At 44.4% G+C, this 14903-nt stretch carries 12 protein-coding genes and 2 tRNA genes; 3 read left to right on the forward strand and 11 right to left on the reverse strand.

All coding sequences use genetic code 11. The annotated features are described in order from the left end of the window. Positions 1–19: 19 nt before the first annotated feature. From L3V35_RS01945 to L3V35_RS01960, 4 genes are all read right to left on the reverse strand, one after another. Positions 20–451 (reverse strand): GNAT family N-acetyltransferase, encoded by a 432-nt coding sequence (locus tag L3V35_RS01945; protein WP_237298204.1) that lies wholly within the window; start codon positions 449–451, stop codon positions 20–22. A 55-nt stretch (positions 452–506) separates the two neighbouring features. Then, positions 507–929: an N-acetyltransferase gene (locus L3V35_RS01950; RefSeq protein ID WP_054545607.1), complete on the reverse strand. Its 423-nt coding sequence runs from the start codon at positions 927–929 to the stop codon at positions 507–509. Between the two features lie 102 nt (positions 930–1031). Continuing rightward, positions 1032–1370 carry a zinc ribbon domain-containing protein YjdM gene (locus tag L3V35_RS01955; RefSeq protein ID WP_054545608.1) on the reverse strand — a complete coding sequence of 113 codons (339 nt, stop codon included), beginning with the start codon at positions 1368–1370 and terminating at the stop codon, positions 1032–1034. 179 nt (positions 1371–1549) lie between these two features. Next, positions 1550–2713 carry a threonine/serine exporter family protein gene (locus L3V35_RS01960; protein ID WP_017058966.1) on the reverse strand — a complete coding sequence of 388 codons (1164 nt, stop codon included), beginning with the start codon at positions 2711–2713 and terminating at the stop codon, positions 1550–1552. A 526-nt stretch (positions 2714–3239) separates the two neighbouring features. On the opposite strand from L3V35_RS01960, the gene L3V35_RS01965 reads away from it, so the two are divergent. Both L3V35_RS01965 and L3V35_RS01970 read left to right on the forward strand, forming a co-directional pair. Beyond that, a tRNA-Gly gene (locus L3V35_RS01965) sits at positions 3240–3314 on the forward strand. Positions 3315–3352: 38 nt separating this feature from the next. Then, positions 3353–3427, forward strand: a tRNA-Gly gene (locus tag L3V35_RS01970). 179 nt (positions 3428–3606) lie between these two features. Here the strand turns inward: L3V35_RS01970 and L3V35_RS01975 are convergent. After that, on the reverse strand, positions 3607–5892 hold the full coding sequence (locus tag L3V35_RS01975; RefSeq protein ID WP_237288796.1) for a glycoside hydrolase family 9 protein: 2286 nt from the start codon (positions 5890–5892) through the stop codon (positions 3607–3609). Positions 5893–6191: 299 nt separating this feature from the next. Here L3V35_RS01975 and L3V35_RS01980 point away from each other — a divergent pair, with 299 nt between their 5' ends. Then, on the forward strand, positions 6192–6449 hold the full coding sequence (locus L3V35_RS01980; RefSeq protein WP_016788617.1) for a hypothetical protein: 258 nt from the start codon (positions 6192–6194) through the stop codon (positions 6447–6449). Between the two features lie 161 nt (positions 6450–6610). Here the strand turns inward: L3V35_RS01980 and L3V35_RS01985 are convergent, their stop codons facing one another. The 6 genes from L3V35_RS01985 to L3V35_RS02010 form a co-directional block, all read right to left on the reverse strand. After that, on the reverse strand, positions 6611–7096 hold the full coding sequence (locus L3V35_RS01985) for a hypothetical protein (protein ID WP_237298205.1): 486 nt from the start codon (positions 7094–7096) through the stop codon (positions 6611–6613). 112 nt (positions 7097–7208) lie between these two features. Continuing rightward, entirely contained in the window at positions 7209–7814 is a 606-nt protein-coding gene (locus tag L3V35_RS01990; protein ID WP_237298206.1) for a cupredoxin family protein, read from the reverse strand. Between the two features lie 27 nt (positions 7815–7841). Beyond that, complete coding sequence (locus tag L3V35_RS01995; RefSeq protein ID WP_237298207.1) at positions 7842–10985, reverse strand: efflux RND transporter permease subunit; 3144 nt, start codon at positions 10983–10985, stop codon at positions 7842–7844. Next, positions 10982–12721, reverse strand: coding sequence for an efflux RND transporter periplasmic adaptor subunit (locus L3V35_RS02000; RefSeq protein WP_237298208.1), 1740 nt, complete (start codon positions 12719–12721; stop codon positions 10982–10984). The genes L3V35_RS01995 and L3V35_RS02000 overlap by 4 nt, the downstream gene beginning before the upstream one ends. A gap of 3 nt (positions 12722–12724) precedes the next feature. Continuing rightward, on the reverse strand, positions 12725–14191 hold the full coding sequence (locus L3V35_RS02005) for a TolC family protein (RefSeq protein WP_237298931.1): 1467 nt from the start codon (positions 14189–14191) through the stop codon (positions 12725–12727). 99 nt (positions 14192–14290) lie between these two features. Next, positions 14291–14755 (reverse strand): hypothetical protein, encoded by a 465-nt coding sequence (locus L3V35_RS02010; protein WP_237298209.1) that lies wholly within the window; start codon positions 14753–14755, stop codon positions 14291–14293. Positions 14756–14903: the final 148 nt, after the last annotated feature.

The following is a 14903-nucleotide window of genomic DNA, read 5'->3' on the forward strand; positions in this document are numbered from 1 at the left end:
TAAGAACTAACGCTTGGAATTACTGACGCCACATATAGACAAACTGATCGTTTTGCGAGGTGATTTCAAAGCCAAACCTCAAGTACAACTTCCCAACTCGATTACCTTGTAAATAACACAACTCCACAGGCTTATTGAGTTTGGCTGCTTGAGCTAAGCAATCCGTTAAAACTTGGCTGCCAATACCTTTACCATGATATTCAGGCAGTAGGAAAAATCGGCAAAAGTAGAAGTGGTCCCCTTTGTCTTGCAGCAAGACACTACCAATCGCTTTACCCTGATATTCAATGATTTCAGGCCGTTCTTCTGCCCACTCTTCGGCGTGTATATCTCGTTGAACTTGTTCATCCCAGCCAAAAACAGCTTTGATTGGCTCAAATTCAGCCGCCTTTTTTAGCTCGAACAGAAATTCATAATCTGATGACTGAGCAGGTCTTGTCGAATACTTCAAAATATCTCCATATAAATTCTATTCCCGCCAACTAATCGTCTGACTAAACCCAACGCTAGGCTAAGTGCATTGTGTACTCTTGATACCCTGTATGTTCATCAACTTGTTCCCTCACAATAGAAAATCCTTGGGACAAGTAGAATTGAATCGTCGCTTGGTTCTCTTTATACACATTCAATGACAAGTTCGGGCATTCAAGCTTCGCGTGATGAATAAGCTGCTTACCAATACCACTGCCTTGATATTCTGTACTGACAAAGATCGCCGCTAAGATCCCTTCATAAAGCGAATAAAAGCCACGAACTTCCCCATCAACTTGGAACACGTAGGTTTGTGAGGCAGGAAGGTAGATATCGCGCATATTGCCCACTTGTGACTCCCAAAATTCAGGCGCTATAAAGTTATGTGCCTTAATAGAAGCCGCGAGCCAAATATCTAGAACTGTTTCGGTGTCGGCTGCGCTGTATTCTCTGATCATGTTGATTCTCTAACGTTTGAATTTGACTCTATTTTGCGAGTCAGTATGCTCAGAAACGGCCTAATAATATTGAAGATTTACGACAATTGTTCGAAATAATGGTTACTGTTTTTTCACGTATTTAGATGTCACCAGCATTTCACCGCCACCATCAAGCTTACAGTCTAGTTGGTGATCTTTGCCTTCATTGATTCGTCTGATTACCGCTTTAGTGCCGATTTTCAATACAGAAGAACTGCCTTTAATTTTTAGATCTTTAATGAAGGTAACTTTATCGCCACTTTCCAATACAACGCCATTCACGTCCTTAACACGCGCGGCTTCTCTTTCTAAACGCTCTTCTTCTGGGTTCCATTCATAGGCACACTCAGGACAAATTAGGTTGTTTTGGTCTGGGTAGACATATTCAGATTGGCATTGCGGACAAGGAGGTAAAGACATACGTTAATACTTCATTTAAATAGAATTTGTCCCCATTTTAATGACTCTTGTTAGGCTTAGCGAGCACAAATCGAACCAATTTTCGGTAGCATAATTTAACGTAAACAAGAACAGCACCTAAAACGAACAAACACAGAAGTTAAGCTGTGTTTGTTTAAAGGTTTGGGAAGCGAAACGGATTAACGTTCTACTTTTGGCGAGTAAATTGAGTAAGCGGTGATTTGCCCTGCCACGATTGCAGAGAACATGAATAACGCCGACAAACCAATACTTGGAATAGGCAAAATAGATTGTTCAAACACCGACTGGCTGGCACTCACTAATACTCGGCTACCCGGAACCAAAATGATAATACCTTGCACGATATAAATAGAGCCCGTGAGCTCCATCTTCTTGGCAATCCAAGTTCCGTACAAAGTAATAAGAACCGTGGTTACCCAAGTGCCCACAACCCAACCACTATCAAAACCGAGGTAGAACGGCCCCCACATGCCAAGAACCGCGACTGGCAAGCCAAGCAAGATGTCTTTAGGGCGCGCATTGAACATCACACCGATAGATACTGAGATCAACACCAAGCCTGATATGTGCATCCACATCGGTACCGCATTGGTATAGTCGATAGAGACCGCTTGTCCCCATATTGCTTCACCAATATTGAGACCCATAATAATCCCAACAAACAGCTTGATCAGCGTTAACGCACTCTGCCCTAGCAAGCTGGTACCAGAGACGAGATCGTTAAACGCCAAACACTCTAATGCGTTGGCTATGGATAATCCGGGGACAAACAAGACAATCGAGGCGATACACAATGCCCACACCGGAATCGGCAAGCCTGTACTCGCCAAAAACGCCACGAAGATACCCGTTAACAATGCAGAGATGAACTCAACCGCTATAGCGCGACGTGAATGAAGAACTTGCTGACATACCCACACCATCAAACCCAATAACGCAGAAAAGCCCACCGCTTCCAACGTACTGCCCACCAGCATCAAATACGCAGGCGGAATCCCCATATTGGCTAGTGCAGTCACAAATTTAGAGTAACCGACAGGCTCTGGTACGGGCTCACTGCTCGGTTGGTTAATACGAATGATCGTATTGGCCAACAAACTCAGGTTAATTGAAGCAGGCTTTAGACGCTTAAGAATCACAGCGTTGTTATCGTCTGGAAACTGATAATTAATCGCGGTTGGCGTTGCTTGGATCATCACATCCACACCATGCTTTTTAGCATAATATTGTGTATATTTTTCAAGCTTATACGGAGCGCAACCACTGCGGTGAAGAGTGTCACCAATTTCAACAATTTTGTTAATTCGGAACTGAGAAGGCATGGGTATTTTAGCGGAGACAAAATGTGCGGCAAATGTACCAAACGACAGACGGAATGACGAGGCTTTTGCGTGAATTATCAACTGAACTCGTTACTTTTTTCTGCAAAGGCTTAGAAGTCTCTATAACTCTACTCATTTGGGATTAGTTTACTGAATGTTTTGACTGGCTAATAAGTTAAATTTATGCATTCAGATTGTTATTAACGAACGCCGAAACACGAATAAAAATCAGTTTATGTTAACACTCCAAATACCTTAATTTTTATTAGATTTATGACAACTGAGAACCACTAAAACAGGTTTATAAATTAAGTTGGATTTATCGAAAAAAGCGGCATGACATTTACTATTATTTCTCGTCCTCCTTTTTAACGAGATTTTAGTCACATTTTATTCACTCTCATAACGCCAGATATGATTGAAAAACTAGCGGAGTGGTGGTTATGCGAGCACTTAGAATAAAAATGAAAGAAAAAGGTTTCGTTTTCAGTTAGATGTGGCATTATCAAACTCGTTAAGACGATGTGCGTACATCGTATAATGGCTATTACCTCAGCCTTCCAAGCTGATGATGCGGGTTCGATTCCCGCTGTACGCTCCAGTCTTCTTGATGCCTCAGTCTTACTCTTAAGACAGTGTGCGTGCATCGTATAATGGCTATTACCTCAGCCTTCCAAGCTGATGATGCGGGTTCGATTCCCGCTGCACGCTCCAACTTCTGTCTAGTTTCAAATTCTCTTTAATTACAATATCCCTTTAGATTCACCATCTCCTCTTAGCTTCAAAGCCTAAAATAATTAAAACTGCGCACTTCATTGTGTGATTTTTTGTATTAAAAAAGAGCAATATCAAATGATATTACTCTTTGAATATTCTTAATTTAATTGGTTACCTCAATCAAGCTGCCCTTCATCTAAAGCAGAAGTAACCCATACTAGCGGCGCATTCCAGTTGATGGTTATCTCGTTCAACGTCCAAGCTCCAATATTGTCGCGGTAACACGTTTGTCCAACACACTTGCCTTTCATCACAGCGGCAATAGGATCACTAAAACTTACCGAATTTGGGCCTCCAATTAACGCACCCGGTGCTGGTTTTGGTGAACTTTCATCAGCAGCGTAAGCCCAGAATCGATGATGAGGGTTCTCAGCAGGTTTCGTTCCATAACCAGTAACATAAGAGATATTCATCGGGTTACCTCCGAGGATATAATCCATCGCACTAGCCGCCGCTTTGATGTATCGAACATCATTAGAAAAATCGTGAGCGTAAATCAAAAAGATACTTCGGTTTACAAGGTTGGAGTTTGAGCCCCACGAGTACTCTTCGACGGTATAAGGAATGTTATAACCTTCATTGGCAACTTGCTTGGTATAAGATTCTGCCGTTTTAATGATGTTCTTACGTGCTTGTTCAATAACTTGGTTGTCTAATGAATTAGGTACCACGGCTAAACTCACGGTGCCCGCAGGCGCTATATACTGCCAATACATGTCACCATCTGCATTGATGTTCCCCTTCGGCACTTCAAGATAGTGCGGGGAATCAATCAATACTTTTTTGTAAACCTCATCATTGGTTGTGATAAAGAGCTCTGCCGCAGCCCAGTATCGCTCATCACTCAATTCGATATCATCATACGGCCCAGAACCGGTGAAGTTGTCGTAAGCATAGATATCTTGATGTTGATTTGCGGCGTTCCATGCTTTGGTCGCTGAATCCAAACATAACTGTGAGAAGTCGCTGTCGATATCTTTCCAAATACGTGCGCACTGAGCACCAATGGCGGCCAAATTCAATGAGGCCGCTGTCGTAGGGTAACCAACATAGCGTTTCTGAGTATCTTTGTGCGGTGGTAATGGCATGCCAGTCCAAGACTCATCTGCGATCTTGTGGAATGCCAGCCCTCTCGCGTTAATTTCGGTAAGTTTGAGGTTTTTACTCGCAGACTGATTACCAACAGGAACGGCGATAGGCGTGTCAGAATCAACTTGCATCGCTAACATGAACTCTATGTTCCAGCGAGCTTCAGACAACAGCGGGTTAACGCCATTGGTTGCTTCAGGGATTTTTACTTTGCTCTCTGAAAAAGGAAGCGATTTGTTTTCTAGGAACTGGCTTCGCTCGTATAAGTTCAGAAGTGTCCATGTTGAGATGCCACTGTTCACCGTATATTTACCATGATCGCCTGCATCATACCAACCACCAGTCGCATCAATCGTCAGGTCGCAGCCAGGCCATTTATTTCCCCAACTATCGACTTTATCAAAGCATGTTGCAGTATCGGACATGTGGCCACCGGGCCTCGCAAGATCCTCACGTTGAACGAACTCTGGCTTTATTTCAATGCCGCTACGATTTTGATAGAAGTAAGACAACGCATCGAGCTTCAACTTACTATAAACATCGTTTCGAATATCGAATGGATAGCTGACATCGTCGTCGACCTTGACCGTTAAACCTTTCATCGTGTCTGTATATTTTGAAAGGTTAACTCGGTGAATGTGCTCACCCGACGCTTTATTCAAACCGAATACTTCTGTTTTACCGAGATCAAGGCTGATCCCGGAATGAGATACTAATGTCCATTTCAAAGGTGTCGTCGACGTATTTTCAACGAAGACAAATTTATCGGATTGAGGTAAGAAGCCAACTTGGTTAGCTCGAATTGGCATCTTAGTCGCTACTTTTACAAATGGCTTACCTACAACAGAAACGTTATCAATACAGATGACCCCCGTTTTCTGTGCGCCTAATTGAAACTGGAATTCTGTATCGGCGTCACTATCAAGTGCTTGTACAAAATCAAACGTATAGATTTGCTTGTCTGTTGATACACCCACGTCACTTAGAAAATAATGCGTATAAGGAGGCCCTTCATGTTGGATCAAGGCTTTCATCTCAGTATCAATATTTGCATATGCATCGAACGATACCTGATATTTCTGACCTTGCTCTAAGCCAATACCGCTATGGCCTAAAATAATATCCCAAGAATTTTTCCCTGGGTTTTTAATATCAATACACGCTTCATTACTTTCTGTTGCTATGTTGGCGCCAGCATTCCACCAACCATCCATATTGCCTTTAAAGTGACTATTCCTAATCTGCTCTTCTGCATAAGTTACTCCAGAAGATAAAATCATGACAACCGCGAGAGATAACGTTCCTTTTTGCATCATTATTCCTTAAAGATGTTTCATATCTCCAAGGAAACTAGCGAAATAGATTCAATAATAGAGAGTTAACATTCGCAAAAAATAGACTCGTAAAAATAAATATTATGATTTCTTGTGATGTTTAACACTAAGGAACAAGCTCATGAATCAATTGCATGGATAGACAAAACGATATTGTGCTAGTGCTTCTCAATTAAACTCAGATTTCATAAAAGTGCGGGTTTAATAATCTTGGTCAATATCCAAAAAAACAGTTGTGTTAATGTGCGCGCATTAGCAACAACCAAAAACAATTAAAAATGTTTAAAAGCAATGAGTTAACAATAAACATCGAAGCAATCAATGTCGCACTGTCAAAAGTCGAAAATGCGAACAAAATTCAGCTTAATACGTTGAAAGGTTATGTGAGCAGCGAACCAGAACAGGCCGTGCTTGCGTTTCGTTCTTTGAATGAAGTGGAATCGATCGACGACAAACTTAAGAAAATCATGTCAGAGTTACCGCATCTGAGCGGCGAAGCTCACCATCTGCTGGAAACTTCTATCTTGCTACAGTGATTCTAGCTACAGATAAGCCTCAGCCAATACAAATTAGTTCATGTATTCCTAGACAGGTTGAGACTTATCTTTAACTGAACACTCTATTTAACCAATGACTTAGCGGCCACACAAAGCTGTACTGGTAGGTTGAAATGAATAGGTGATGTAAGAGCCTCGCATTACTCCCAAAAGTTCCACCATTTTTTGCTGTTTTCCTCACGCTGCTGTTGGCCTTTTTCTGAACCTTTCCCCTCTTCTTTACGCTCTTGTTCCGCTTTTTTGTCTTTCTGCTTTTCTAATCCCGACTTTTCTTCGTCCTTATCCATATCATCTTTAAGCTTCTCTTTCTTATCTTTGAGCTTCTCTTTACTCTCTTCGAGGGCTTTTTTCTCGTCTTCTAAATCATCAAGCTCTTTATCTAACTTCTGCTTATCTTTTTTGTTCTTACTTTTTTTCGCTTTTTTCTTTCTCTCTTCGATCATCGAATCAAGCTGCTTCTCATGATCATCCATTTCGCCTTCAACTTTTTTTGCCTCAGCGAATGTTTTTACTTCTTCTAAATCGGGTTTACCTTTACCAGCCCACTCAGGTTTAGCAGCAATGCTGTGGGTCGACCACGTTATCAAAGCACCCGTTACTGCAAGTACTAGAACTGTCTTATTCATCCTTAAACTCCTATTCCTATAGTCTTTTAAAGCTAATACCTAAATAGCACTAAAACAAGGTAGCCATACCTAGCACTCATCCCTTTGAACTAGATATGGCTTGTGTATCACCTTATAGCGTTAATGCTTTGACCATACCCGCTTCAGCGTGACCAGGAATATTGCACGCGAACTCTACGTTATTATCACCATGAAAATGCCAAAGCATCTGCTTCGCTTTACCCGGCTCAACTGTAACTGTGCTACCCGAGTCATGAGCGTGATTACCCATTTTTTTCATCATTTCACGATGCTCTAGCTGCTCTGAAGCAGAGCCAATCGAGAATTCGTGATCAATCTTGCCTGTATTCATCACAACAAACTGCACTACGTCATTTGGCTCTATATCGACCTTGTTTTTAAATGTGATTTTCATATCATCACTTAGCAGCACATGAACCACTTTATCGGGCTTCGCGCCTTTAGCTGGCATCCCAACTTCTGACATACCTTCCATGTCCATCATTCCATCCATATTCATCATCTTTGAATGGTCCATCTTTCCACTCGTCATCATACTGTGATCCATTTTTGAATGATCCATTTCTCCATTTTTCATCATCGAGTGGTCCATACTTGAATGGTCCATATTTGATTGGTCACCAGCTGAATGGTCCATTGCAGCAAACGCGGTTGCTGTAGTCAGTGTTAGAGCGATAGCAATTAGTGTCTTTTTCATCGTCGTTCCTTAGATTAATTCAGTTATTTATTTGTTTGTCTCACTTTGGCTGTGCGTAATCTCACGCTGTTTCCAGAGCTTAAAGATTGCAGGCAACACCAGTAGGGTAAGCAACAGTGCCGACGCCATTCCGCCTATCATCGGCGCGGCAATTCGTTGCATCACTTCTGAGCCCGTACCCTCGCCATACATAATTGGAATGAGACCAATGATCACCGTAAGAACCGTCATCATCACAGGGCGCACACGCAGTCCTGCGCCTTCTCTAATGGCATCGGTTAGATCAGCTTGTTGAAGCGTTTGTTGGTTCTGTTCTGCATCGAGCTTTTTGTAGTGCCATGCTTGGTTTAGGTAGACCAACATGATCACACCTATCTCGACCGCAACGCCTGCAAGTGCAATAAAGCCAACACCCACGGCTATCGAGAAGTTGTAATTGAGGTAATGCATCAACCACAGTCCACCCACCATAGCCAAAGGAAGTGTTGCCATGATCATCATCACTTCACCGACGCGGCGGAAGCTTAGGTAGAGCAACAACATGATGATGGCGATGGTGATTGGCACAACGACACTCAAACGCTCCTTCGCGCGCTCCATGTATTCGTATTGACCAGACCAAGCGAGCGAGTAACCCGCAGGTAATACAACTTGTTCGGCAACGACTTGTTGCGCTTCAGCCACATAAGAACCTAAGTCACGCCCTTCGATGTCAACGAACACCCAACCATTAGGACGCGCGTTCTCCGTCTTTATCATTGGAGGCCCATCTTCATAACGAATATCCGCAACATCAGAGAGAGCAATTCGCGCTCCATTTGGTGTCACTAACGGCAGGTTCTGCAACTTAACGACAGAGTCACGATAGCTTTGTGGGTAACGTACATTGATTGGGTAACGTTCTAGCCCTTCAACGGTTTCACCCACATTCATCCCGCCAACTGCAGTCGAGATAACCTGTTGCACTTCTTTAATGCTCAAGCCATATCGCGCAGCCGAGCGGCGTTTAATGTCTATCGTCACATAACGACCACCAGCAACACGTTCGGCATACACAGAAGCCGTACCGCTAACACCATTTAAGATAGGTTCCAGCTGAGAACCAATATCTTCAATTACGCTCAGATCCGGGCCTGCGATTTTGATACCGATTGGGGTTTTAATGCCGGTCGCTAACATGTCGATACGGGTTTTGATTGGCATAACCCAAGCATTGGTTAAACCGGGGAACTGAATCAGATCATCAAACTCTTTACGCAGCGACTCTGTAGTGACACCGTCACGCCACTCATCTCGCGGCTTAAGCTGAATAACCGTTTCAATCATGGTCAGTGGCGCAGGATCGGTTGCCGTTTCTGCGCGTCCGATTTTGCCCCATGTGGTTTCGACTTCTGGAATGGTTTTGATGAGCTTGTTGGTTTGTTGCAACAACTCACGAGCCTTACCTATTGAGATACCCGGATACGTGGTCGGCATGTACATCAAATCACCTTCATCCAAAGGAGGAATGAACTCGCTGCCAAGTTTACTGGTTGGGTAATAAGCAGACGCCATTAAGCCAAGTGCGATAACAATCATTACCTTTGGATACTTTAGGCTGAGGTTCAGAAGCGGCTTGTACATCGCCACTAGGCTGCGGTTGACTGGGTTTTTGTGTTCAGGCAACACGTTACCGCGAATGAAGTAACCCATTAGCACAGGCACAAGCGTGATTGCCAAACCAGCGGCTGCGGCCATTGCATACGTCTTGGTAAACGCAAGTGGCGAGAACATCTTGCCTTCTTGCCCTTCTAGCGCGAACACAGGCACAAAGCTCAAGGTAATGATAATCAGAGAGAAGAACAGCGGTGCGCCAACTTCTTCTGCTGCCTTACCAATCACCTGCCAACGGTTTTTGTCAGTGAGCGGAGTCCGTTCAATGTGTTTATGAACGTTCTCGATCATCACGATGGCACCATCCACCATGGCGCCAATCGCAATCGCTATACCGCCAAGAGACATGATATTGGCGTTAATACCCTGCCAATGCATCACAATGAATGCACCCAAGATACCAACAGGCAGGCTTAGTGCGATAACCAGTGATGAGCGGATATGGAACAAGAACAGCGCACACACCACGGCGACCACGATGAATTCTTCAGCCAGCTTCTTCCAAAGGTTTTCAACGGCTGAATCTATCAAAGTAGAGCGGTCATAAGTCGCGACAATCTCGACACCATCAGGTAAGCCAGCTTGCAGTTCAGCGAGCTTGGATTTCACCGAGTCGATCACTTCACTGGCATTTTCACCAAAGCGCATCACGATAACGCCGCCAACCGCCTCGCCCTCACCATTGAGTTCCGAGATACCACGACGCATTTGTGGGCCAAGGTTAATATTGGCAATGTCGCCCAATAACAAAGGAGTACCTTTGTCGGTCACTTTTAGCGGCAGAGATTGAATATCTTCGATGCTTGTCAGGTAACCGGTCGTACGAACCATGTGCTCGGCTTCGGCAATCTCAACAACAGACGCACCGGTTTCTTGGTTACCATCTTGGATTGCCTTATTGACTTGCTGAAGCGTTAAGTCGTAAGCACGTAACTTGGCAGGATCAATCTGTACTTGGTACTGCTTCACCATGCCGCCAACGGTCGCCACTTCAGACACGCCTTCTACAGTTTGCAATTCATACTTCAAGAACCAATCTTGCAAACTACGAAGTTCCGCTAAGTCGTGCTGACCGGTTTTATCTTGCAACACGTAGCTGTAAACCCAGCCCACACCGGTTGCATCTGGCCCTAGTGTTGGCTTAGCACTCGAAGGCAAGTTAGGTGCAACTTGGCTTAGGTACTCCAGCACTCGTGAACGTGCCCAGTACATATCAGTATCGTCATTGAAGATGATATAGACATAGGAATCACCAAAGAACGAGTAACCACGAACCGTTTCAGCTCCTGGTACAGCTAACATGGCTGTGGTCAATGGATAAGTCACCTGATCCTCGACCACTTGTGGCGCTTGCCCCGGATAACTGGTTTTGATAATTACCTGAACATCTGATAAATCTGGAATGGCATCGACCGGTGTATTTTTAACGCTGTATAAGCCGCCAAATACGATGGCTACAGTAGCAACCAGCACTAAGAAGCGGTTGCTAATAGACCAGCGAATGATTGCATTGATCATAATGTGCCCTCACCCTTGCTATTCGTCGGTTCGAGAGATTTGAGCACATAATCTGAACCCTGCTTCGCTACTAGAAACCGAATGGTTTGACCCTCGGTAAACTCCGATAAATCAAGGTCATCACTGGCTTGGAAATTCATTTCACCCGCTTTCCAATTCCACTCAGGGACAGGCTGATGTTTTACGGTGATCATGCCAAAATCTGCCATCAACATTGTAATGTCACCCGTTCCCCAAACTTCGCCGGCGATCTTGTGTTTGTTGACCTTGTAATCCACAACCTCGTACTGCCCTGACTCTGTCTTTCTCATCTCAAAATCAATCGCCTTACCACGTTGCACGTCACTCATGTCCAAGCCTTCCGCAAAGGTGAAATTCATCACCATGCTCGGCCAATCCCATTCAGGAACAGGCTGATGGTTAATCGTCACCATGCGACTGCCTTGCATAACGTCGGAAATTTCGCCATTTGCCCACACGGTTTCAGCTTCTTCTTCAACACCATTGATGCGTGACAGATCAGCAGATTGGCTCGATTCAGAATCCAACATGAAGTGTGCAGAAGTGACAATGTTTTCACCTTGCTCTAGCCCTTGAAGCACCTCTATTTTTTCGCCAGCTTCACGACCAACTTCAATACGAGCAGAACGATACTTGCCAGAACCTTCTGTCATCACCACTCGAGTCATACCACCGGAGTGAATAACCGAAGATCTTGGGATAGTAAGAACGGCTTCATCACTGATGGGTTTCAGCGCAATATTGGCAAACATATTTGGCTTAAGCTCGCCATTTGGGTTGGAGAACTTCAAACGAACGCGCAAGGTTCGAGTTTTTGGATCAAGGATTGGGTAAACGTAATCGACATTACCCAACCACTCTTTGCCGGGAATGGCATCTAGCGTCATCACCGCATTGCTGCCTGATGAGATCCAGTGCGCTTGACGCTCAAACACCTCAGCATCAACCCATACTTCACCTAATGGGCCTGCACTGATCACCGCTTGTGCAGGTGAAAGGTAACCACCTTCTCGGATATTCAGGCTTGCGATGACACCATCGGCTGGCGCTTTGACTTCAATGGTTTGCGAGGCTTTACCTTTGCGCGTAATAGCGCGGATTTGAGTCTTATCAACACCCAAGGTAATTAAGCGTTCAGTCGAGCCCTTGATCAAACCTTTACGACCCGTTTTATAAGCACTGATCAACTCTTCTTGTGCTTTAACAAGCTCTGGAGAATAGAGTGTGAAAAGCACATCACCTTTGTTTACCTTCTCACCCACTGCGTTGATGTAGAGCTTCTCAACCCAACCAGCTGCTCTTACGTTGGTTTGCCACAATGTACTTTCATCGAACGCCACGTAACCCACGGTTTCAATACGAGGAGACAACGCTTCAAAGTTAACTTTTGCTGTTTTGACACCAAGATTATTTTCTACCGACGGGTCGATATACACAGTTCCCGCCTTGTCTGCTCCCGCACTTGAGTCATCCGCATAAACAGGAATTAAATCCATCCCCATAGGCGACTGACCCGGTTTGTCTCGCTGATAATTTGGGTCCATAGGCGCAACCCAATACAGAGGTTCATTACTTTCGTCAGCTTTAGATTCAGCTCCTTCAGTACCTGCCATCGATGACATGTTATGTGCTGACCCAACAACAAAGTGATTCACACCAAAACCCAATGCACCACCGACCAACAAAGCGATAGTCGCTACTTTTACTGTATTCATTGTCTATTCCTTTACTGATTGGCTGTTGTTTTGAGTTACGGTGGGATTGAGTTGCGGTTGCTTAACTTGGTAGTCAAAACCACTGACCAGTGAGGCCAATTTACTATTTACGATGTTGAGATCAGTGATTAGGCGTTGTTGTTCAAGCTGGAGTGCTAGTTCATCCGTCGTTGCTGCAATAACATCGTTAAACTGTGCGGTGTTGTTTTGGTAACCTCTTTCGACCGCACTAATTCGAGCGGCAGTTTGAGGAAGCAAAGTGCTTTGGTAGCGTTCTAAACGCTGGGTGAGGTTCGCCTTATCCACCAATAATGCATTCACTTGCGCGTTCATTTGGGAAAGTAAGGTGTCTTTTTGGGATTTAGCTGCACCAACTTGGTACTGAGCCGCCGACAAGTTCTTATCCTGTCGGTTACCCGTAAACAAAGGGATATCGACAGTAAGATAAGCACTGACAAGATCAGAGGCAGGTTCGCCAGCCATGTTGTTCGCTTGTCGATGGGCATACATCACTTCCACGCCAAACTGAGGCGTATACGCTTGCTCAGCTAGCTCTACTTGAGTTTGATTAGATGAGATAGTCGCATCTGTGATCTTAACGAGCGGATGATCGGTCAACAGTTGATAGTGCTTGGTTGAATCACGGTTAGTCGCCAGCTTGCTCTCCAATAACGACCAATCAATGTAGTTGGTCGCATGAAGCCTCCCCTGAGGATCAAGAGCCTGAGAGTCAATCGCTTGGTTCCCTAACCAATCAGAACCGAGCCACTCAGACAGTTGAGAGATCAGACGGCGTTGAACTTGCTGATTGGCTTGCAACTTTTCATCAAGCTTGCTGACTTGAAGCTGAGCATTAAGCAGATCTTGCGCTTCGCTTTTACCAATCGAGTAGTTGGTTTGCACATAGTTTTCTAGCTCAACCAAAAGGCGTCGGTTTTCACGCATAACACCTTCTGCGACTTTCTGGTAACCCAATTCAAGCCAAAGCTGCGTCATGCTGTTAGCAACGGTAAGCTCACGAGCCTGCACTTGAAGCGCTAACCCATCCGCTTGCTGACCGGCTTTTTTCTGCTGAAGATCCAGCGTATCGCCACGTTCAAATTGCTGCATTAGACCGACCGAAATATTGGTCATCGGGTCTTCATCAAACTGGAAGCTATCGACTGGCAGACCGCCAAATCCGACTTTTAGTTTCGGATCCATCAAGGTTGCGCTGGCAATACCGGTTTCTCGCATCGCTTGAGACTGAGCAAAGTACTGTTTGCGATTTCCATCTTCGCTTAAAGCAATCTCAATCAGTGTATTGAGTTGCTGCGTCGAGCTTGCTTGGTCATGTGCTGAAATGTGTTGAGCATTTGAAGCTGACGCAGTGGTAGCCGCGAGCGTAGCACTTGAAAACAAGGCCATAGGCAAGGCAGCAGCAACCACTAAGCTCGTGTTCATAACAAACACATAGGTTGTTGGTTTCATATTCACAATGAATGTCCATATCTAGCGCTAATTAGCGCATAAAAAAGAATGGCTTATCAGATTTATCTAACTGATAGAACTGTATTTTTAGATATAGATTTATGCAGTGGGCGGGCGTAACAAAGATTGAGCGCGTGCTACTTTCTGGCCAATCGTGACCGATTGAAAACGAGCTAATGAAAAGGAAAGTTGATCAACGGCTTGAACAGCCTGAATTGGATAGGGACTTGCAGAACACATTGAGGCACAGCAATCGGCACTCGAACAATGGTTACCCATCATCGAACTGCCGTCTTCGCTCATTGAAGACATATCGCATTGAGCCATCAAAGCATGGGCACTCATGTTAGAGTCTTCAGCGTGTACTTTTTCACTCATCACATGACCCCCTGCCATTGAATCATTAACCGAAGTACCGCTGTGGTAACAAGCCGATTTGCTCGACCCCATTTCCATCATCATTACTTCAGTCATCAAGGCTGAGGAGCTTGAGGCATAGCTAGACATCAACATCGCAATGATGCTGAAAACAATAATCCAAGTTTTTCGGAATGTGTTTGTCATAGTTTACCTTTGAATTTACACCGCAACTATAAACGTTACCCTTAGGGTAAGGTCAATGCCATTGTGCCGATATTTATCTGACCGTTGAAAAAGTATTCATCCTCTCTTTCATCAAAGTGAGATAATTCTTCGACTTTGCAGTTTTTTC

This window comes from Vibrio sp. L5-1, assembly GCF_021728315.1.
GTDB classification, from domain to species: domain Bacteria; phylum Pseudomonadota; class Gammaproteobacteria; order Enterobacterales; family Vibrionaceae; genus Vibrio; species Vibrio splendidus_K.

Excerpts from the sequence above, each read along its gene's own strand:
- L3V35_RS02005 (WP_237298931.1), bottom strand. The coding sequence starts at position 14,191 with ATGAAACCAACAACCTATGTGTTTGTTATGAACACGAGCTTAGTGGTT.
- L3V35_RS01985 (WP_237298205.1), bottom strand. The coding sequence starts at position 7,096 with ATGAATAAGACAGTTCTAGTACTTGCAGTAACGGGTGCTTTGATAACG.
- L3V35_RS02000 (WP_237298208.1), bottom strand. The coding sequence starts at position 12,721 with ATGAATACAGTAAAAGTAGCGACTATCGCTTTGTTGGTCGGTGGTGCA.
- L3V35_RS01995 (WP_237298207.1), bottom strand. The coding sequence starts at position 10,985 with ATGATCAATGCAATCATTCGCTGGTCTATTAGCAACCGCTTCTTAGTG.
- L3V35_RS02010 (WP_237298209.1), bottom strand. The coding sequence starts at position 14,755 with ATGACAAACACATTCCGAAAAACTTGGATTATTGTTTTCAGCATCATT.
- L3V35_RS01960 (WP_017058966.1), bottom strand. The coding sequence starts at position 2,713 with ATGCCTTCTCAGTTCCGAATTAACAAAATTGTTGAAATTGGTGACACT.
- L3V35_RS01975 (WP_237288796.1), bottom strand. The coding sequence starts at position 5,892 with ATGCAAAAAGGAACGTTATCTCTCGCGGTTGTCATGATTTTATCTTCT.
- L3V35_RS01980 (WP_016788617.1), top strand. The coding sequence starts at position 6,192 with ATGTTTAAAAGCAATGAGTTAACAATAAACATCGAAGCAATCAATGTC.
- L3V35_RS01990 (WP_237298206.1), bottom strand. The coding sequence starts at position 7,814 with ATGAAAAAGACACTAATTGCTATCGCTCTAACACTGACTACAGCAACC.
- L3V35_RS01955 (WP_054545608.1), bottom strand. The coding sequence starts at position 1,370 with ATGTCTTTACCTCCTTGTCCGCAATGCCAATCTGAATATGTCTACCCA.
- L3V35_RS01950 (WP_054545607.1), bottom strand. The coding sequence starts at position 929 with ATGATCAGAGAATACAGCGCAGCCGACACCGAAACAGTTCTAGATATT.